The 17,432-nt window shown below is 71.4% G+C and carries 18 protein-coding genes and 1 tRNA gene; 5 read left to right on the top strand and 14 right to left on the bottom strand.

Features of this window, described 5'->3' with window-relative positions; genetic code table 11:
• Positions 1 to 11 precede the first annotated feature (11 nt).
• Both ACYVLJ_RS25800 and ACYVLJ_RS25795 read right to left on the bottom strand, forming a co-directional pair.
• Positions 12 to 1,502, bottom strand: a complete 1,491-nt coding sequence (locus ACYVLJ_RS25800) for a CoA-acylating methylmalonate-semialdehyde dehydrogenase (protein WP_460440665.1) — start codon at positions 1,500 to 1,502, stop codon at positions 12 to 14.
• A 79-nt stretch (positions 1,503 to 1,581) separates the two neighbouring features.
• A complete protein-coding gene (locus tag ACYVLJ_RS25795; protein ID WP_460440664.1) occupies positions 1,582 to 2,451 on the bottom strand; it encodes a Cgl0159 family (beta/alpha)8-fold protein in 870 nt (289 codons plus the stop codon).
• Between the two features lie 250 nt (positions 2,452 to 2,701).
• Between ACYVLJ_RS25795 and ACYVLJ_RS25790 the strand changes: the two genes are divergently transcribed.
• Entirely contained in the window at positions 2,702 to 3,481 is a 780-nt protein-coding gene (locus ACYVLJ_RS25790; protein WP_460440855.1) for a GntR family transcriptional regulator, read from the top strand.
• 12 nt (positions 3,482 to 3,493) lie between these two features.
• Here the strand turns inward: ACYVLJ_RS25790 and ACYVLJ_RS25785 are convergent, their stop codons facing one another.
• Complete coding sequence (locus ACYVLJ_RS25785) at positions 3,494 to 4,360, bottom strand: EamA family transporter (RefSeq protein WP_460440663.1); 867 nt, start codon at positions 4,358 to 4,360, stop codon at positions 3,494 to 3,496.
• 83 nt (positions 4,361 to 4,443) lie between these two features.
• Between ACYVLJ_RS25785 and ACYVLJ_RS25780 the strand changes: the two genes are divergently transcribed.
• Complete coding sequence (locus ACYVLJ_RS25780; protein WP_451983233.1) at positions 4,444 to 5,325, top strand: LysR family transcriptional regulator; 882 nt, start codon at positions 4,444 to 4,446, stop codon at positions 5,323 to 5,325.
• Positions 5,326 to 5,356: 31 nt separating this feature from the next.
• On the opposite strand, the gene ACYVLJ_RS25775 is transcribed toward ACYVLJ_RS25780, so the two are convergent.
• From ACYVLJ_RS25775 to ACYVLJ_RS25750, 6 genes are all read right to left on the bottom strand, one after another.
• Complete coding sequence (locus tag ACYVLJ_RS25775; protein ID WP_460440662.1) at positions 5,357 to 6,232, bottom strand: CE1 family esterase; 876 nt, start codon at positions 6,230 to 6,232, stop codon at positions 5,357 to 5,359.
• A 70-nt stretch (positions 6,233 to 6,302) separates the two neighbouring features.
• Complete coding sequence (locus tag ACYVLJ_RS25770; protein WP_460440854.1) at positions 6,303 to 7,280, bottom strand: sialidase family protein; 978 nt, start codon at positions 7,278 to 7,280, stop codon at positions 6,303 to 6,305.
• Positions 7,281 to 7,379: 99 nt separating this feature from the next.
• Complete coding sequence (locus tag ACYVLJ_RS25765) at positions 7,380 to 7,949, bottom strand: hypothetical protein (protein WP_451983227.1); 570 nt, start codon at positions 7,947 to 7,949, stop codon at positions 7,380 to 7,382.
• Between the two features lie 118 nt (positions 7,950 to 8,067).
• Entirely contained in the window at positions 8,068 to 9,663 is a 1,596-nt protein-coding gene (locus ACYVLJ_RS25760; protein ID WP_460440661.1) for a fibronectin type III domain-containing protein, read from the bottom strand.
• 61 nt (positions 9,664 to 9,724) lie between these two features.
• A complete protein-coding gene (locus ACYVLJ_RS25755; RefSeq protein WP_460440660.1) occupies positions 9,725 to 10,693 on the bottom strand; it encodes an NADP-dependent oxidoreductase in 969 nt (322 codons plus the stop codon).
• A 155-nt stretch (positions 10,694 to 10,848) separates the two neighbouring features.
• The gene (locus ACYVLJ_RS25750; protein ID WP_460440659.1) at positions 10,849 to 11,715 is read right to left on the bottom strand and encodes a helix-turn-helix domain-containing protein; all 867 of its coding nucleotides are present in this window, start codon (positions 11,713 to 11,715) and stop codon (positions 10,849 to 10,851) included.
• Positions 11,716 to 11,776: 61 nt separating this feature from the next.
• Here ACYVLJ_RS25750 and ACYVLJ_RS25745 point away from each other — a divergent pair, with 61 nt between their 5' ends.
• On the top strand, positions 11,777 to 12,280 hold the full coding sequence (locus tag ACYVLJ_RS25745; RefSeq protein ID WP_460440658.1) for a MarR family winged helix-turn-helix transcriptional regulator: 504 nt from the start codon (positions 11,777 to 11,779) through the stop codon (positions 12,278 to 12,280).
• A 59-nt stretch (positions 12,281 to 12,339) separates the two neighbouring features.
• Here the strand turns inward: ACYVLJ_RS25745 and ACYVLJ_RS25740 are convergent.
• Positions 12,340 to 12,413 (bottom strand) — tRNA-Leu (locus ACYVLJ_RS25740).
• Positions 12,414 to 12,577: 164 nt separating this feature from the next.
• On the opposite strand from ACYVLJ_RS25740, the gene ACYVLJ_RS25735 reads away from it, so the two are divergent.
• Both ACYVLJ_RS25735 and ACYVLJ_RS25730 read left to right on the top strand, forming a co-directional pair.
• Positions 12,578 to 13,192, top strand: coding sequence for an ANTAR domain-containing response regulator (locus ACYVLJ_RS25735; RefSeq protein WP_086851473.1), 615 nt, complete (start codon positions 12,578 to 12,580; stop codon positions 13,190 to 13,192).
• Positions 13,193 to 13,226: 34 nt separating this feature from the next.
• Positions 13,227 to 13,748, top strand: coding sequence for a DUF4352 domain-containing protein (locus tag ACYVLJ_RS25730; protein WP_460440657.1), 522 nt, complete (start codon positions 13,227 to 13,229; stop codon positions 13,746 to 13,748).
• A gap of 44 nt (positions 13,749 to 13,792) precedes the next feature.
• On the opposite strand, the gene ACYVLJ_RS25725 is transcribed toward ACYVLJ_RS25730, so the two are convergent.
• Genes ACYVLJ_RS25725 through ACYVLJ_RS25710 form a run of 4 tightly spaced genes read right to left on the bottom strand, consistent with a single transcriptional unit; the run spans position 13,793 to position 17,361 of the window.
• The gene (locus ACYVLJ_RS25725; RefSeq protein WP_451983209.1) at positions 13,793 to 14,506 is read right to left on the bottom strand and encodes an ABC transporter ATP-binding protein; all 714 of its coding nucleotides are present in this window, start codon (positions 14,504 to 14,506) and stop codon (positions 13,793 to 13,795) included.
• Positions 14,496 to 15,269, bottom strand: a complete 774-nt coding sequence (locus ACYVLJ_RS25720) for an ABC transporter ATP-binding protein (RefSeq protein WP_451983206.1) — start codon at positions 15,267 to 15,269, stop codon at positions 14,496 to 14,498. The genes ACYVLJ_RS25725 and ACYVLJ_RS25720 overlap by 11 nt, the downstream gene beginning before the upstream one ends.
• Complete coding sequence (locus ACYVLJ_RS25715) at positions 15,266 to 16,393, bottom strand: branched-chain amino acid ABC transporter permease (RefSeq protein WP_451983203.1); 1,128 nt, start codon at positions 16,391 to 16,393, stop codon at positions 15,266 to 15,268. The genes ACYVLJ_RS25720 and ACYVLJ_RS25715 overlap by 4 nt, the downstream gene beginning before the upstream one ends.
• Positions 16,390 to 17,361, bottom strand: a complete 972-nt coding sequence (locus ACYVLJ_RS25710; protein ID WP_460440656.1) for a branched-chain amino acid ABC transporter permease — start codon at positions 17,359 to 17,361, stop codon at positions 16,390 to 16,392. Before ACYVLJ_RS25710 ends, ACYVLJ_RS25715 begins: the two co-directional genes overlap by 4 nt.
• Positions 17,362 to 17,432 lie beyond the last annotated feature (71 nt).

Below are 17,432 nucleotides of genomic sequence, written 5' to 3'. Positions count from 1 at the left end.
CCGGGCGCGGCTCAGCTCGACGTCGGGAAGGTGAACGCCGCCGAAGCGCTCGTGTGCGGCCACCGGGTCGTGACCACCTTCGCCCGCGTGTAGAAGCGGACGCCCGCGGGCCCGTGGATCGGGCTGTCGCCGATGAGCGAGTCCTTCCAGCCGCCGAAGGAGTAGTAGGACATCGGGACCGGGATCGGCACGTTGACGCCGATCATGCCGACCTTCACCTCGCGCTGGAACTTGCGCGCCGCCTCGCCGCTGCCGGTGAAGATCGCGGTGCCGTTGCCGTACGGGTTGGCGTTGATGATCGCGATCGCCTCGTCCACGGTCTCCGCGCGGACGACCGCCAGCACCGGGCCGAAGATCTCCTCGCGGTAGGCGTCCATCTCGGTGGTGACGTTGTCCAGCAGCGACGGGCCGACGAAGAAGCCCTCCTCGTGGCCGTCGACGGTCAGCCCGCGGCCGTCGACCACCACCGACGCGCCTTGCGCCGCACCACCGGCCACGGCGTCGACGACGCGTCGGCGGGCGGCCTCGGTGACGACCGGGCCCATGTCGCTGGCCGGGTCGCTGCCCGGCCCGACCCGCACCTCGCCGGCCTTGCGCGCGAGGATTTCCACGAGCCTGTCGCCGGCCGCCCCGACCGCCACGCCGACCGAGACCGCCATGCACCGCTGCCCGGCCGAGCCGAACGCGGCGGCCGTGAGGTGGTTCGCGGCGTACTCCAGGTCGGCGTCCGGCAGGACGACCGCGTGGTTCTTCGCACCGCCGAGCGCCTGGACACGCTTGCCGGCCGCGGTCCCGCGCTCGTGCACGTACCGGGCGATCGGCGTCGAGCCGACGAACGACACCGCCGCGACGTCCGGGTGGTCCAGGAGTGCGTCGACCGCCGTCTTGTCGCCGTGCACGACGTTGAACACCCCTTCGGGCAGCCCGGCCTCGGCGTACAGCCGCGCGACGAAGTTCGACGCCGACGGGTCGCGTTCGCTCGGCTTGAGGACGAACGTGTTGCCGGTGGCGATCGCGATCGGGTGCATCCACAGCGGGACCATGATCGGGAAGTTGAACGGCGTGATCCCGGCGACGACCCCGAGCGGCTGCCGGAAGTCGTGCACGTCGACGTCGTGCGAAACCTGGTCGGAGAAGCTGCCCTTGAGCGCGTCGGCGATGCCGCAGGCGTACTCGACGACTTCGCGGCCGCGCACGATCTCGCCGCGCGCGTCGTCGACGACCTTGCCGTGCTCGCTCGAGATGATCCGGGCGAGCTCGTCCTCGTGCTTCACCAGCAGCTCGCGGAACGCGAACATCACCTTGGTCCGCTGGGAAAGCGAAGAATTGCCCCACGACTCGAAGGCCTTGCTCGCGGCCGCGACCGCGGTGTCGACGTCTGAGGCCTCGGCGAGCACCACTTCCGCCTGCGGCCGCCCGGTGGCCGGGTCGAAGACGGGCGCCGTGCGGGTCGAGCCCGCGGACGTGCCGGTGCCGTTGATCCAGTGTTCGATGGTGTTCACCGTGCTCCTCCGGGTAGTGGCGCTGGGCCTGCCAGGCTGCGGCGTGGGTTTCGCGGGGCCTGCGCGGTGCTGAGTCGCATCACAGCAGTCCCACCGCCGTGTCGACGGCCTTGGCGACGTCCCCGTCGTGCGGGTAGAGCAGCGACCGGCCCACGACCAAGCCCTGCACGGTCGGCTGGGCCAGCGCCTGCTGCCAGGCGGCGAAGGCCGCGTCCGCGTCCTTGACCTCGCCGCCGAGCAGGACCGCCGGCAGGGACGAGGAGGCGAGGACGCGCTCCATGTCGGCCACGACGGGGAGCTTGAGCCAGGTGTAGGCCGACGAGCGGCCGAGCCCGGCGGCGATCGTGATCGACTTGATCACCGCGTCGGGGGAGAGGTCGTTCTTGAGCCGGCCTTCGGCCCAGGTCGACAGGAACGGCTCGACCATCGCGATCAGCTTGCGGTCGGCCAGTTCGTTGACCGCTTTCGCGGTGTTCTCCAGGACGCTCGGTGTGGCCGGGTCGTCGAGGCAGATCCGGGTGAGCGTCTTGCCGCCGTCGAACCGCATCCGCTCGATCGCTTCGGCGTCGTAGCAGGCGAACCGGTCGTCGACTTCGAAGCTCGACCCGGCCAGCCCGGTCCGGTTCATCGACCCGATCACCGTCTTGCCGTCCAGCACCTCGAGCAGCAGCAGGTCGTCGATGACGTCCGCGGTCGCCAGGACACCGGTGACGCCCGGGCGTTCCAGCGCGAGGCACAGCCGCTCCAGCAGCTCGCCCCGGTCGGCCATCGCCGTCGGGTCGCCGCCCACTGCGTTGGCGCCGCGGGCGGGGTGGTCCGCTGCGATGATCATCGTGTGGCCCTTGTCGTTGAAGGGCGACTCGGCCCGCACCCGGTTCGCGGCCGCCTCGGCGATCGCTTCCGGGTCGTGCACCCGTTTCGCGGCGAGGCGCCGCAGCAGGTCGGTCACCGTTCCGCTCCCGGCATGCACGGGACCTGGTCCCCGGTGGGCATGGCGTCGGAGCACGCCCGTTCGCGGGACTCCCGGAACATCGGCCGGTAGTCGAGGTCGAACCGCGTGGTCATCGATGTCCTCCCCGGAGAGTTGCGGGTCCTTCCGGAATCGACAGTGCCAGTGCCTCGGAACTTTGTCAAGACATATGGACATACAGTCATCCCTATGTCGGGTCGGAGGCGGTAGGCTCCCGGTGGTGAGCACCCTGCCGCCGCTGCCCCCCGGAACGGACGTCACCTGGGACCCGGGCCGGGAGATCGTCGTGGACCCGGGCAGCCCCGAGCCGCTGTACTTCCAGGTTTCGCAGCAGCTCCACGCGGCCATCGAGGACGGCAGGCTCCCCGCGGGGGCGAAGCTGGGCAACGAGGTCGACCTGGCGGCGAGCCTGCGGCTGTCGCGCCCGACGATCCGCCAGGCGATCCAGACCCTGGTCAACCAGGGCCTGCTCGTGCGGCGGCGCGGCGTCGGCACCCAGGTCGTCCGGACGAAGGTGGCGCGCCCGCTGCGGCTGTCCAGCCTCTTCGACGACCTCACGGGGCTCGGCGGCAAGCCGACATCGGTAGTGCTGGCCAACAGTGTCGAGGAGGCGGACGCCGAGGCGGCCGAGCTCCTGGAAGCGCCGAACCTGACGCACGTGCGGCGCCTGGCGCGGCTCCGCTCGACCGACGGCGAACCGCTCGCCCTGATGAACAACTACCTGCCCGACGGCGTTCTCGACCCGACCGACGAAGAGCTGCGCGAAAAGGGCCTCTACCAGCTGCTGCGCGCGGCGGGAGTGCGTTTGCACGCGGCGGAGCAGAGCATCGGGGCCCGCCTGGCGACCGAAGAGGACGCGCAGCTGCTGGACGAGGAGCCGGGGGCGGCCCTGTTGACCATGCAGCGCACGACGTACGACGACACCGGCCGTGTGGTCGAGTACGGCTGGCACGTCTACCGCGCGTCCCGCTACGCGTTCAACCTGTCGCTGACGAACGGCCCCCGGTAGTCCACACCGGACTCAGGAGTGGACGCGGTCCGCCGGGGGCACGGGCTCCCGCGCCCCCGTCCGTTCCGCGCCGATCCCGGCCGCCACGACGAGCAGAACCCCCGCCACCGCACCGGGATTCGGCACCTGGTGGAGGACGACGAGCCCGATGGTCAGGGCGATGGCCGGTTCCAGGCTCATCAGCGTGCCGAACGCGGACGTGGTGAGCCGGCGCAGCGCGAGCATCTCCAGGCTGAACGGGATGACCGGCAGCAGCACCGCGAGCCCGAGGCCGACGAGCAGCAGCTCCCAGGTCAGGTGCCCGAACACGCCCGGCCCGTAGGCGAGCGTCGCCACGATGCCCGCCACCGGCATCGACACGGCGAGCCCGCGCACGCCCGCCACCTCGTCGCCGACCCGTTGCGTCAGCAGGATGTAGGCCGCCCAGCACACCGCGGACGCGAGCGCGTAGCCGACGCCCAGCAGGTCGGCGCCGCCCCGCCACGGCTCGGTCAGCAGCACCACGCCGAGCGCGGCGAGGACGGGCCACAGCCGCTTGCCCCCGCGGCCCTGCGCGACGGCGACGGTCAGCGGGCCGAGGAACTCCAGGGCGCTCGCCGTGCCCAGCGGCAGCCGGGCGACGGCCTGCATGAACAGCATGGTCATCCCCGCCGTCACCACGCCGAGCCCGCAGCAGGCCACGAAGGTCGTCCGCCGGAACGTCGACGGCCGCGGCCGGACCACGACCAGCAGTAACACGCCGGCCCACGCGAGGCGCAGCCACGCGGCGCCCTCCGGTCCGACGCGGTCGAACAGGCCGACGGACACGGCGAGGCCGAGCTGGACGCAGAGCATCGCCGCGACGGCCATGGCCGCTCCGGCCCGGGGTGAGGACAGCACGCGTCCAGGAAAGCCGAGCCGGACCGTCCATGTCCACGTGCCGATCATGGACGTACCGTTCACCAATCCTGGACAATGACGGGATGGACACCCGCAGGCTGCAGTTTCTCCTCGAGCTGTCCCGCCACGGCTCGATGCGGGCCGTGGCGGATGTGCTCGGCACCACGACGTCGACGGTCTCGCAGCAGATCGCGGTGCTGGCGAAGGAAACCGGCGCGCCGCTGCTCGAGCCGGACGGCCGTCGCGTGCGGCTGACCCCCGCGGGACGGCGCCTGGCCGAGCACGCCGTGACGATCCTCGCCGCGGTGGAAGCCGCGCGCGCCGACCTCGACCCCCACGCCGAGCCGGCCGGCACGGTCCGCGTCGCCGGGTTCGCCACGGCCGTGCGGCGCTCGGTCCTCCCGGCAGCGGCCGCGCTCGCCGAGGACCACCCCCGGGTGCAGTTGCGGATCAGCGAGTACGAGCCGCACGAGGCGTTCGCCGCGCTGCTGGCCGACGACATCGACCTCGCCCTCACCTACGACTACGACCTCGCCCCGGCCACCACGGACCCCGCGGTCACCGTGAGTCCACTGTGGACCGCCCGGTGGGGCCTCGCGGTCCCGGCCGCCGACGCGGCGAATGGCGACACGGTCGCCGTCTTCGCGGCGTTCCGCGACCACGGCTGGATCGTCAACTCCCGCAACACCGCCGACGAGGACGTCATCCGCAGGCTGGCGTCGATGGCCGGGTTCACCCCGCGCGTCACGCACCGGGCGGACAGCCTGGAGCTGGTGGAGGACATCATCGCGACCGGCCCGGCACCCGCCGTCGGCCTGCTGCCGGCGGCCCGCACGACGCGGCCCGGAGTCACGCTGCTGCCGCTCGCCGGGCCGGACGTCCGGCAGCGCGCCTTCGCGTGCACCCGCCGCGGGCGGGAGGTGTGGCCACCGCTCGCGCTGGTCCTCGGGCTCCTGGCCCGCTGACGCCGAACGGAACCACCGACACAGGCGGCCCTCACGCCGCCGCCGGATGCGCGGCGAAGAACTGCGCGATCACGTGCGTGGCGTCCAGCGCGGGCGACGGCGGATCGATCCCGGGGACGCGGCCGTCGAACCGGCTTCCCCGGGCGCCCGGCCACTGGTGCCCGGCGCCGGCGATGGTGATCAGCTCGACCGCGCGTCCGCCGGGACAGATCGCGGCCGACGTCGTGACCACGCCGGTCGTCGAAGTCGCCGGGGCCGGGCAGCGGTCGACCTCGCGCCAGCGGGCGACGACGTCGGGGACCGGCGGGCCGTCGATGCGCGCGACGCCGCGGCCGGGGCTTCCGTCGTAGGGGATGTTCTCGTCGGCCGTGCCGTGGAGGTGGAGCACCGACACCGGCGCCGGCCGGGGACAGTCGCCCAGCTGGGTCGCCGAGTCCGGCGCGATCGCGGCGAAGAGCGTCGTCGCGCAGGCCAGGCGGTAGGCCATCATGCCGCCGTTGCTGATGCCCGTGGCGTAGACCCGTGCCGGATCCACGTTTTCGGCACGGCTCACGTCCGCGACGAGCCGGGTCAGGAAGCCGACGTCGTCCACCCCGGTCCGGCCCGGCTGCCCGCAGCAGCCGCCGCCGGCGTTCCAGGCCCGGCCGACGCCGTCCGGGTAGGCGACCAGGAACCGCCCGGCATCGGCTTCGGCGTCCCAGCCGTAGGCCGCTTCGGCCTGCTCGCCCGAGCCGAACCCGCCGTGCAGCACGAGCACGAGCGGCACCGCGCCGGTCAGCCCGGCCGGGCGGTACAGCCGGTAAGTGCGCTCGATCCCGCCGACCGGCACGGTCCGCGTCGAGGTGGCCGGGGGAGCGCACCCGGCGAGGGCGAGGGCCAGGACGAGAACCAGCGGGAGACGGCGCACGCACCGGAGGGTCCCCGTCGCCGGTGAAGACCGCGTACGCGTGGTGTTCGAGCTGCGTAAGGACCCTGACCTATGCGCCGAACACGCCGAGGCCGAACGGCGTGAACTGCATGACGCCGTCCGCGGTGTCCTCCCAGAAGATGCCGAACGTCCCGTCGCCGAGCCGGACCATGCTCGAGTACGCGGCGCCGCCGTCGAAGACCCGCCACGCGGCGGGCCAGGTGGCGCCGCGGTCGGTCGACAGCCAGACCGTCAGGTTCGTGCGGCTCGCCGTCGACGCGCACCCGGACACGAGCAGCCAGTCGCGCCGCGCCGACGTGTCGTCCGGGTCGACGCGGACCAGGTCGCCGTTGCACGACGGGTCCGGCAGGTCCGGGCGCACGGACGCCGTCCACGGGCCCGTCATCGACGGCGCGGTGAAGAACCGGCGGGCGCCCGGCGTGCCCGGCCGCGCCGAGATGAGGAAGCGGCCGTCGGACAGCTGCACCCCGTGGTTCTCGCCGGGGTTGTTCGCGGTGATCAGGGCGCTGCGCTGCCAGGTCTGGCCGTGGTCGGCCGAAAAGGCGGCGAACACGCCGGACGTCGACGACCCGGCGGCGACCTGGTAGCTGTAGGGCACGTAGAGCGTGCCGTCCGCGCCCACCCAGCCGTGCCCGGAGGACGCGAACAGCCCCCACATGGCCGACGTCTTGACCTGGCCGATCAGTTCCTGCTGGGCCGACCAGGTCACGCCGTCGTCGTCGCTGTAGCGGCAGCACGGGCGCACCGACGTCGTGGTGGACGGGCTGGTCGAGTTGTCGCTGTTGGCGTAGCCGACGCCCGGCGGGGCGTACAGGTAGTGCGCGAAGATCCGGCCCGTGGCCGGGTCGGTCAGCAGGCACACGTCGCCGCACCCCCACGCGGTGGCCGGGGTGTCACCGCCGGTGTGCCGCGCGAGGACGGCCGGGGCTCCCCACGTCGCACCGCCGTCGGTGGACCGCGAGCACACGACGTCGATCACGTTGGGCAGGTCGGCGCCCGAGCCGATGCGGTGGTCCCACGCCGCGATCAGGGTGCCCGCCGTCGTGCGGGTGATGCCCGGGATCCGGTAGACGTCGGACCCGGCGTCGGTGGCCAGCCTTCGGGAACCCCCGGGGTCCCCGGCGCTTCAAAACGCCGACAGCCACGCGGGAAGCGCGGTGGTGCTCCAGCCGGTCGTGAAGTCCATGACGTCCGGCAGCGTCGTCGCGGCCCGGGTGAGCGCGGTGTACGCACCGGGCGCCGGATTGAGGAAGCCGGCTCCGGCCACGTTGTTCGCGCTCGGGGTCGTCAGCCGCGGCGGAGTGGCGCCGGCCGCGGTGCACGTGAACACCAGCGCCAGCCAGTTCGGTGTGACCGCCGCGGCGGCGCCCCACGCGACGTCGACCTTGGCACCGGCCGTGGTGAACGGCGCGGCGGCGGGGGAGGAGATCCGCGTCAACGCGCCCTGCGACGGCCCGCTGTACGCGGTGACGGTCACCGAGTTGCCGGCCGTGCCGGAACTGCTGGAGGTCACGTACCGCGTGCCGGTCGACGAGAACGCCGCGGTCACCGGGATGAGGTAGGCGTACTGGTTCCCGGCCCGCAGGCTGGCGAAGTTCACGGCGGCGTTGAGGGCCGAGCGGGGCATGGTGGAGACGAGGTCGCCGAAGGCCTGGGCATCGGCTTCGCCCCAGCCTCCGAAGGTCGCGGCGGTCATTGGTGAGTCTCTCCCCGTGGCCTCGGTCGGTGTCGTCTTCGAACTGGTCGCCCTCGGCCCGGCCTCCGTTACGGGCGAAGGCACGAGACCGCGTTCGAGGCCGCGGCGCTCCGGCCGGTCAGGCGTCGGAGCGGGGTCGCTGCAGGGTGAAGGTTTCGAACGCCTTCAGGGCGCCGTCGGTGCCGACGACGTCGTAGTAGGTCACCTGCATCGTCGTCACCCCGCCGCGGTGGGTGCCCGGGTCGACCGTGAAGGCCGCGAAGCCGTAGGAGTTCGCCGCGTCGCGGACCGCCGACCAGGGGGCGTCTTCGGTGACGTACACCGGCGGCCGCTTGCCCGTCGCCGGGTCGGGGGCGCCGACCTTGGTGATCACCCGGCAGCGGGGCGGGGTGAAGAACAACTGGTTCGACGGCGCCGACGTGCCACCCCCGCCGAGTACCATGTGGACAGTGCCCTTCGAGGTGTCGACGACGTCTGTGCGGGTCGAAGCGGGCACGGGCGTCCGCGTCGGGTTCGCCGCCGCGCCGCGGATCGGGTGCGAGCGCTCGTAGTGGTGCTCGTGGCCGCAGACGACCAGGTCGACGCCGTAGCGGTCGAACAACGGCACCCACTCCTCGCGGACGCCGAGGTCGGCGCCGTTGAACTGGTCGGCGGTGCTGATCGCGACCTGGTGCATGCAGACGACCACCCAGTCGACGCCGCGGTCGGCCCGGGCCGCGCTCAGTTCCTTCTCCAGCCAGGCCTTCTGCGCGCCGCCTGAGTAGCCGCGGACGTAGGAGTTGCCGCCGTCCTGGTAGCAGATGTCGTCGTTGGCGAGGCTGATCACGCGCACCGAGCCGACGGTGAAGGAGTACCAGAGGCCGCGGGTGACGTCGGTCTGCCCGGACGCCGGCGGCACCGAGAAGTACGTCTGGTAGGCGGCGTAGCCGATCGGGCCGTTGCCCAGCTCGTTCTCGTGGTTGCCGGCGGCGGGCATCCACGGGCGGTTGCGCGCGCTGCGGCTGTTGTTGGTCCAGAAGTCCCACCAGGTCCGGACCCGGTCGGTGGCCAGGTTGGCGTAGCAGAGGTCGCCGTTGAACAGGTGGAACAGCGGCCGCACGCGCTCGACGCCGGCGGTGGTGTCGCCCGCGGCCGGCGAGCCGAGGTTGTCGTTGACCAGCGGCGGGTTCGGCAGGGTGACCCCGGCCGGCGGCACGTAGCGCTTGCCGAGCGTCGGGGTGCCCTGGTCGCCGAAGCTGGTGAAGGTGAACTTCGCGCGGCCGCGCGGCGCGGTGCGGAACGTCGCGAGCACCGGTTCGGCGCCGTCGTGCAGCGCGGCGTAGATGTACTCGCTGTCCGGCTGAAGCCCGCGAAGCGACGCGTGGAAGGCGTAGACGACCTGGCCGGACTTCGCGTCGGTGTAGCTGACGGTCTTGGCCGGGACGCTGCGTTCGTACCGGCCATCGGCCCGGCCGAGGAGCACGCGGGCGTTGCGCGTCGGCTGCAGCGCGTGCCACGAGACGACCACTTCGCCGGCGGCGTCGGCGCCGAACTGCAGGTGCAGTCCGGCGACGGCGGGGGACTTCGCCGGGTCGCCGTCGGTCGTGGTGAGCTCGACGGCGGGCTCGGCATCGGCGGTCCCGGCGAGCGGCCCGGCGGCGAGCGCGACACCCGCGGCGGTGAGGAACCCGCGGCGACTCACGTGGTGGGTGAAGATCTTCTCGTCGTCAGTCATCCGCACACGGTTGCCCACCGGCGCCGCGCTTTCCACCCCGCTCCGGTGAACGGATCCGAAACTAACTCGCGCTGGGCGGCGCTATGTCCGTTAGGGCCGGAACGACGACGACCTTGCCGTGCACCGCGCCCTCGGCGGCCCGGGCGTGCAGGGCCGACAGCTCGGGCAGTGCCACGCGCTCGGCGACGTCGACGCGCAGTTCGCCGCGGTCGACCGAAGCGACCAGCTTCGCCAGCTGTCCGGCGTCACTGCGGACGAACAGGTCGATGCCGCGCACGCCGCGTGCTTCGTCCGCGGGGGCGGGCATCCACACCGTCGTGTTCACCACGACGCCGCCCGGCCGGACCAGCGTGACGAGCGCGGCCAGCTCGGCCGGGTCGACCGGCGCGAGGTTGAGCACGACGTCGACCGGCTCGGTCACCGCCGCGGTCACCCTGGTGGTGGTGTGGTCGGCGACTTCGTCGGCACCGGCGGCCTTGACCGCGTCGCCGCTGCGCGGGCCGGCCGTGGCGATGACGTGGGCACCGGCGCTCTTGGCCAGCTGCACGGCATAGCCGCCGACCGCTCCGCCGGCGCCGTTGATCAGCACGCGCTGCCCGGCCGTCAGCTTGGCGTGGTCGAACAGCGCCTGGTACGCGGTCAGCCCGACCACCGGCAGCGCGGCGGCGTCGGCCAGCGGGAGGTTCTGCGGCGCGGGCGTGAGGACCTCGGCCGGCGCGAGGACGTAGTCCGCGGCGGCGCCGTCGCCGTCCATCGGCAGGAAGCCGATGACCGCGTCGCCGACCTGGAAGCCGTCGACGCCCTCGCCCAGCGCGTCGACCGTCCCCGCGACGTCGAGGCCGGGGATGTGCGGCAGCTCGACCGGGATCGGGCCGCGCATGAAGCCGCCACGGATGTTGCCGTCGACTGAGTTGAACGACGTCGCGGCGACGCGGACCCGGACCTGCCCGGCTCCGGGAACCGGCTGCGCCACGTCCTCGTAGCGCAGGACGCCGGGGTCGCCGTACTCGTGGAAACGCACTGCCTTCATCGGAGTTCTCGCCTTCGCCGAGTTCGATTCGCTTCGAATTCGAAGCAACTGCGGACCACGGTACTGCTGCTTCGAATTCGAAGCAAGTGAGACGGGTCACCGTCCGCCGGGTTCCCTTGATCCACCGGCCCTCAGGATCGTGGCCGCGGGCGTGGTCAGCCTGGGCCGGTTTGGCCCACCCTGACCACGGCCGGGTGCCCGGAGGCGCGGACGACCTCGCCGAGCCGGGCCGCGTCGGCCGAGCCCGGCGCGGCGGTGAGGACCACGGCCATCAGGTCGTCGCCGGGCACGTCGAGCAGGGCGCCGTCGAGCGCGATCGCGCCACCGTCCGGATGCCGGAAGACGGCACGGTTCTCGGCGATGGCCGGCGTTTTCGGGGTGCGCCACAGGGTGTCGAACGGACGGCTGCCGGTGCGCAGCTCGTCGACGAGCGTGCCGAGCGATTCGTCGGCCGGGTAGCGCAGGTGGGCGTCACGCAGCCGGGTGGCGAGCACGGCCCGGAACCCGGCCTGGTGCTCGTCGGTGCGATCGATCTCCGCGCGTGCGTCGCAGAACGTGCGCCACGCGACGTTCCAGTCCCGCGCGGTCCCGGTCGCCGTCCCGCCGCCGAGTGCCAGCCACGCACCGTTGACGGCGACGACGTTCCACGCCGCGTCGGTCAGGAAGGCGGGAGTGTCGCCGAACCGCTCAAGGAGCCGCACCGCGGTCGCCCCGGCTTCGCGCGGCACCTGCCCGTCGGCCGCGGCGTACCCGGCGAGGGCGCAGAGCCGCTCGTAGTCCGCCCGGCCGAGCCGCAACGCGCGGGCGATGGCGGTGACCACGCCGGCCGAGGGGTGCCGCCGCCCCTGTTCCAGCCGCCGGAGGTAGTCCGCGGACACCCCGGCGAGCTCGGCGAGTTCTTCCCGGCGCAGCCCGCGCACCCGCCGTGAGCCGCGCGGTCCGCCGCCTGCCGGCCCGGCGGCCGCGGGCTCGGTGTGTTCGCGCAGCCAGCGGACCGCGGCGCCGAGGTCGGTCGAAGACATGCCGCCAGTGTGCACCGGCGAGGGACGTCCCCTTCGAATTCGAAGCAGTAAGCTCCCGGTCATGTCTGACGCACCACCGTCGCTGGACCCCGTGCAGCTCGGCGCCTACTTCGACCTGATCGAGGTGACCAGCCTGCTCCGGCACGCGGTCGAGCAGCAGCTGCGCGAGGCCGGCGACCTGAGCTACGTCCAGTTCCAGCTGCTGGCCCGGCTCGGCGACGCCCCGTCCGGCAGCCACCGCATGACCGACCTGGCCGACGGCGTGGTCTACAGCCGCAGCGGCCTGACGTACCAAGCGGGCCTGCTGGAAAAGGCGGGCCTGGTAACACGCACCCCCTCCCCGGACGACGACCGAAGCACAACGGTGACGATCACGGAAGCGGGCCGCGAGCGTCTCGCCAAAGTGCTGCCAGGACACGTCGAGGTGGTGGGAGGCTTGCTCTTCGAGCCGCTTTCCCGCGACGACGTGGAAACTCTCGCCGCGTTGCTGGCCCCGGTACGAAACCACATGCGTTCAACGCCCCCTCGCTCGGCGGCGCCACGTCACCGCACGAAGAACGAGTAAGTCTGCCTGAGAATTAAGCGAAAGACGGTGCGCCGGAAACGGCGGCTCAGGGAATCCTGTGCCCCCGGTGAGATTCGAACTCACACTGGACGGGTTTTGAATCCGTTGCCTCTGCCAGTTGGGCTACGGGGGCGCGACGCAGTGACTCTACGGGATCACCGGCACCCCGCTGTGAGTGGGTCGGGCGTGTCACTACGTGGTGAACGCCATCTCGTCAACTGGATCGTTCCCGGTAGGCTTCAGGTTCGCGGGAAGCCGCGAGACCCAACGTCCCGCCGAGTCTTCAGGAGGACCCCGGTGACCGATCAGGCTACCGAGGCCAACGGTGCCGACACCGTGCCGCAGCGTCGGGTGCTCGTCGCGGAGGACGAGGCGCTCATCCGGCTGGACCTCGTCGAAATGCTGCGTGAAGAGGGCTATGAAGTGGTCGGGGAGGCGGGGGATGGCGAGCAGGCCATCTCGCTGGCCACCGATCTCAAGCCCGATCTCGTGATCCTCGACGTCAAGATGCCCAAGCTGGACGGGATCGAGGCCGCGGCCAAGATCACCGGTGACCGGATCGCGCCCGTCGTGATCCTCACCGCCTTCAGCCAGCGTGATCTCGTCGAACGCGCGCGTGACGCCGGCACCATGGCCTACCTCGTCAAGCCCTTCGCCAAGCGGGACCTCGTGCCCGCCATCGAGCTCGCCGTGAGCCGGTTCTCCGAGCTGCAGGCCCTCGAGGCCGAGGTCGCGGGGCTCACGGACCGGCTCGAGACGCGGAAGGTCATCGACCGCGCCAAGGGCCTGCTGATGAGCCGCCAGGGGCTCACCGAGCCCGACGCCTTCCGCTGGATCCAGCGCACCGCCATGGACCGCCGGACCACCATGAAGGCCGTCGCCGAGGCGGTCGTCGAGAGCATCGGGAGCTAGCCGAACCCGGCGGCCGGCGGGCAGAATCACGAACGTGAAACTGCTCCCGGCCGTCGTCGCTCTCGCCCTCCTGACCGGCTGCGAAGCGGCCCCGAGCGCGCCCGCGCCCACCACCTACGAGCTGCCGCCGCGGCAGGTGCGGCCCGACGAGACCGCCCTCAAGGTGCCGCCCGCGAAGAACGGCGACACCGAGTTCACCCTGATCGGCCTGGCCGCCGGGCTGCCCAGCATCACCGGCAGCCACGCCGAGATGCTCCCCAAGGGCCAGTACGTGCGCCTGCGGCTCGTCGTCACCAACACCGGGACCTCCAGCGTCCTGTTCGACACCAAGCGCCAGCTGCTCGTCGACGACCAGGGCGCCACCCACCCGTCCGACGAGCAGGCCATGCTCATCAAGCGCCAGCCCGCCCAGTTCGACCTCGGGCACGGCGTGCGCGTCGAGTTCGACCTCTACTGGGACATCCCCAAGGACCGGAAGCCGGTCGCCCTCCGGGCCTTCGGCGGGCCGACCATCACCGACATGAAGAACCTCAACGGCACCGACGTCAAGCTGTGAAAAGGGGCCCGGCACACGAAGTGCCGGGCCCCGTGGAACAACACTCAGACGCCGAGGTCGCCACCCAGGTAGGCGGCCCGCACCTTCGGGTCGTCGAGCAGGTCGGCGCCGCGGGCGGTCTGCACCACGCGGCCCGTCTCGAGCACGTACGCCCGGTCCGACAGCTTCAGCGCCTGCTGGGCGTTCTGCTCCACCAGCAGCACCGTCGTCCCGCGCTTGTTGATCTCGCGGATGATGTCGAAGATCTGCGCGATCAGCATCGGCGCCAGGCCCATCGACGGCTCGTCGAGCAGCAGCACCTTCGGCTTGGTCATCAGCGCCCGGCCGATGGCGATCATCTGCTGCTCGCCACCGGACATGGTGCCGCCGAACTGGTTCTTCCGCTCCGCGAGCCGGGGGAACAGCTCGAAGACCTCGTCGAGGTCGGCCGTGAGGTCGTCCTTGCGGGTGTAGGCACCCATCAGGAGGTTCTCCTGCACCGTCATGCCCGGGAACACGCCCCGGCCTTCCGGCGCCTGGCCGATCCCGAGCAGCACGCGCTTGTGGCCCGGGGTCTTCGAGATGTCCTGGCCGTTGAACACGATCCGGCCGCTGGTGAGCGGCCGCAGCCCGGAGATCGTCTTGAGCGTCGTGGTCTTGCCGGCGCCGTTGGCCCCGATCAGGGAGACGATCTCACCCTGGTCGACCTGGAGGCTCATGCCCTTGAGGGCCGCGATCTTGCCGTAGTGGACGTTGATGTCCTCGACCTCAAGAAGCATCTTCGGACACCCCCAGGTAGGCCTGGATGACCTTCTCGTTGTTCTGCACCTCGTGCGGCAGCCCTTCTGCGATCTTCTGCCCGAAGTCGAGCACCGCCAGCCGGTCGCTGATGTGCATGACCAGGCCCATGTCGTGCTCGATGAGCAGCACGGTGCGGCCGTCGTCCCGGATCTTGCGGATCAGCGCCTGCAGGGCGTTCTTCTCCGCCGGGTTCATGCCCGCGGCCGGCTCGTCGAGCAGCAGCAGCTTCGGGTCCGTGGCCAGCGCCCGCGCGATCTCCAGCCGGCGCTGGTCGCCGTAGGAGAGGTTCTTCGCGACGCTGTGCTCCACCCGGCCGATGCCGACGAAGTCGAGCAGCTCCCGGGCCCGTTCGCGGCCGTGCTTCTCTTCCTTGCGGTGCCAGGGCAGGCCCAGCGTCGCCCCGATCGCGCCCGTCTTGTGGTGCGCGTCGACGCCCACCATGACGTTCTCCAGCGCCGACATGTTGTGGAACAGCCGGATGTTCTGGAACGTCCGGGCGACGCCGCGCTTGGTGACCTTGAACCGCTTCATGCCGTCGATGCGGTCGCCGTCGAAGCGGACCTGGCCCTCGGTCGGGTGGTAGACGCCGGTGACGACGTTGAACACCGTCGTCTTGCCGGCGCCGTTCGGCCCGATCAGGGCGAAGATCTCGCCTTCGTTGATGGTGAGGTTGACCTCGCGCAACGCCGTGACACCGCCGAAGCGCATGGTCACGTTCTCGAACTCGAGCAGGGCGTTCACTTGGTCACCTCCGCCGAGGCCTCGGAGTCCGGGCCGGCGACTTCCGCGCCCATCGCGCCCATGCCGCCGGTTCCTTCCCGTAGTTCGGCCTTGCGCTGCCGCGACGGCAGCAGGCCCTCCGGCCGCAGCGCCATCATCAGCACCAGGACGGCCCCGAACACCAGCACGCGGTAGTCGTTGAACTGGCGGAACCGCTCCGGCAGCCAGGCGATCACGAACGCGCCGAGGATGACGCCGGGCAGGTTGCCCGAACCGCCCAGCACGACCGCGGCCAGGATGGTCGCGGACAGGATGAACGGGAAGTTGTTCGGCTCGATGAACACGGCCTTGCTGGCGTAGATCGTGCCGGCGAAGCCACCGATCATGGCGCCGATGGCGAAGGCGAGCAGCTTGAACTTGAACGTCGGCACGCCCATCAGCTCGGCCGCGTCCTCGTCCTCGCGGATCGCCGCCCACGCCCGGCCGACGCGGCTCTTGTTGAGCCGCACCGAAAAGACGATGACGAGCACGATCGCGAACAGCATCAGGTAGTAGTACGGCGCCGGGTCGAGGAAGAACTCGACCCCGAAGATCGGCTCCGGGTGCGGGACGTTCGTGATGCCGCGCGCGCCGCCGATCGCGTCGGTGTTGTTCGCGGTGATCCGGACGATCTCACCGAAGCCCAGGGTGACGATGGCCAGGTAGTCGCCCCGTAGCCGTAGTGTCGGCGCGCCGAGGATGACGCCCGACACCGAGGCCAGGAAGATGCCGAGCACCACCGTGGGCCAGAACGACCAGCCGTAGCTCGTGCCGATCGACGCCCAGGTGTAGGCACCGATCGCGAAGAACGCCACGTACCCGAGGTCGAGCATGCCCGCGTGACCGACCACGATGTTGAGGCCGACGGCGAGCAGGATGTACGTGCCGACCGGGAAGATCAGCACCGTCGTCCAGTCCGAGTACGGGGACATGAACGAGCCGATCCACGGCGCGGGCAGGATCAGCGCGAAGGCGATCAGCAGGATGTAGACGCCGTACCGCTGCCAGTGCGGCGCGTCGGCCCACCAGTCGCGCATCCCGTCGATGGGGTGGAAACCCTTGCGCGCCGGGGTTTCGTTGTTGTCAGCCACTCCGTCGCCTTTCATGCGCGTGCCCGTTGCAGGGATTCGCCGAGGATGCCGGTGGGCCGGAGCATGAGCACGAGGACGAGGACCACGAACGCGGTCACGTCCTTCCACTCGGAACCGAGGAAGATGGAGCTCCAGTTCTCGACCAGGCCCAGCACGATCCCGCCCAGCAGGGCGCCGCGCAGGTTGCCGATACCGCCGAGCACGGCGGCGGTGAACGCCTTGATGCCGAGCAGGAAGCCGATGCGGTAGTCGGTGTTCTCGTACTCCATGACGTACAGGGCCGCGGCGACGCCGGCCATCGCGCCACCGAGCAGGAAGGTGATGCGCACGATGCGGTCGATGCTGACGCCCATGAGGACGGCGGCTTCGGGGTCCTGGGCGGTCGCCCGGATACCGCGGCCGATGCGCGTGCGGCTGACCAGCTGGTCGAGCACGACCATCACGACGACGGCGGCGATGATGACGAAGACGTGGTCGGTGCGCACGACGCCGTTGCCGATGCGGAACAGTTCCTCGTGCGGCACGAACCGCGGCGCGTTCTGCTGGACCTTGCCGGCCTTGTCCGACAGCGCGGGGATGATCGCGAGACCGAACAGCTCCTGCAGGAACAGCGAGGCGCCGATCGCGGAGATCAGGGCCGCGAGCCGGGTCGCGCCCTTCTTGCGCAGGGGCCGGTAGGCCAGCTGCTCCAGCACGATGGCCGAGCCGCCGGACGTGGCCGCCGAGGCCACCGCGATGAGCAGGAGGATGCCGATCATCCCGAACACGCCCACCGAGATCGGGGCGGTGCCGCCGGCGATGGCGATGAGGATGAACAGGGACGTCATCGTCCCGATCATGAAGATTTCGGAGTGCGCGAAGTTGATCAGCCTCAGCACGCCGTAGACCATCGTGTAGCCGAGGGCGATGAGGGCGTAGATGGAGCCGGCTACCAGGCCGCCGATGGTGCTGCCCAGAAACTGGCTCTGCAGATCTTGGAACATGACGTAGTTGCCTTACCTGACGGGGCGAGGATGGTCGCCACATTGGCGGGGAGCGGGGGTGCTGTGTCCGA

The sequence above is a fragment of the Amycolatopsis stemonae genome (genome assembly GCF_054781455.1).
Note: the sequence above shows the minus strand (reverse complement) of the source record. Positions and strands in the feature narration are given on the sequence as shown.

Bases quoted from the DNA above. Each gene is read 5' to 3' on its own strand.
- ACYVLJ_RS25780 (WP_451983233.1), top strand. From the start codon at position 4,444: ATGGACACCCGCAGGCTGCAGTTTCTCCTCGAGCTGTCCCGCCACGGC.
- ACYVLJ_RS25765 (WP_451983227.1), bottom strand. From the start codon at position 7,949: ATGACCGCCGCGACCTTCGGAGGCTGGGGCGAAGCCGATGCCCAGGCC.
- ACYVLJ_RS25760 (WP_460440661.1), bottom strand. From the start codon at position 9,663: ATGACTGACGACGAGAAGATCTTCACCCACCACGTGAGTCGCCGCGGG.
- ACYVLJ_RS25755 (WP_460440660.1), bottom strand. From the start codon at position 10,693: ATGAAGGCAGTGCGTTTCCACGAGTACGGCGACCCCGGCGTCCTGCGC.
- ACYVLJ_RS25750 (WP_460440659.1), bottom strand. From the start codon at position 11,715: ATGTCTTCGACCGACCTCGGCGCCGCGGTCCGCTGGCTGCGCGAACAC.
- ACYVLJ_RS25745 (WP_460440658.1), top strand. From the start codon at position 11,777: ATGTCTGACGCACCACCGTCGCTGGACCCCGTGCAGCTCGGCGCCTAC.
- ACYVLJ_RS25725 (WP_451983209.1), bottom strand. From the start codon at position 14,506: ATGCTTCTTGAGGTCGAGGACATCAACGTCCACTACGGCAAGATCGCG.
- ACYVLJ_RS25715 (WP_451983203.1), bottom strand. From the start codon at position 16,393: ATGAAAGGCGACGGAGTGGCTGACAACAACGAAACCCCGGCGCGCAAG.
- ACYVLJ_RS25710 (WP_460440656.1), bottom strand. From the start codon at position 17,361: ATGTTCCAAGATCTGCAGAGCCAGTTTCTGGGCAGCACCATCGGCGGC.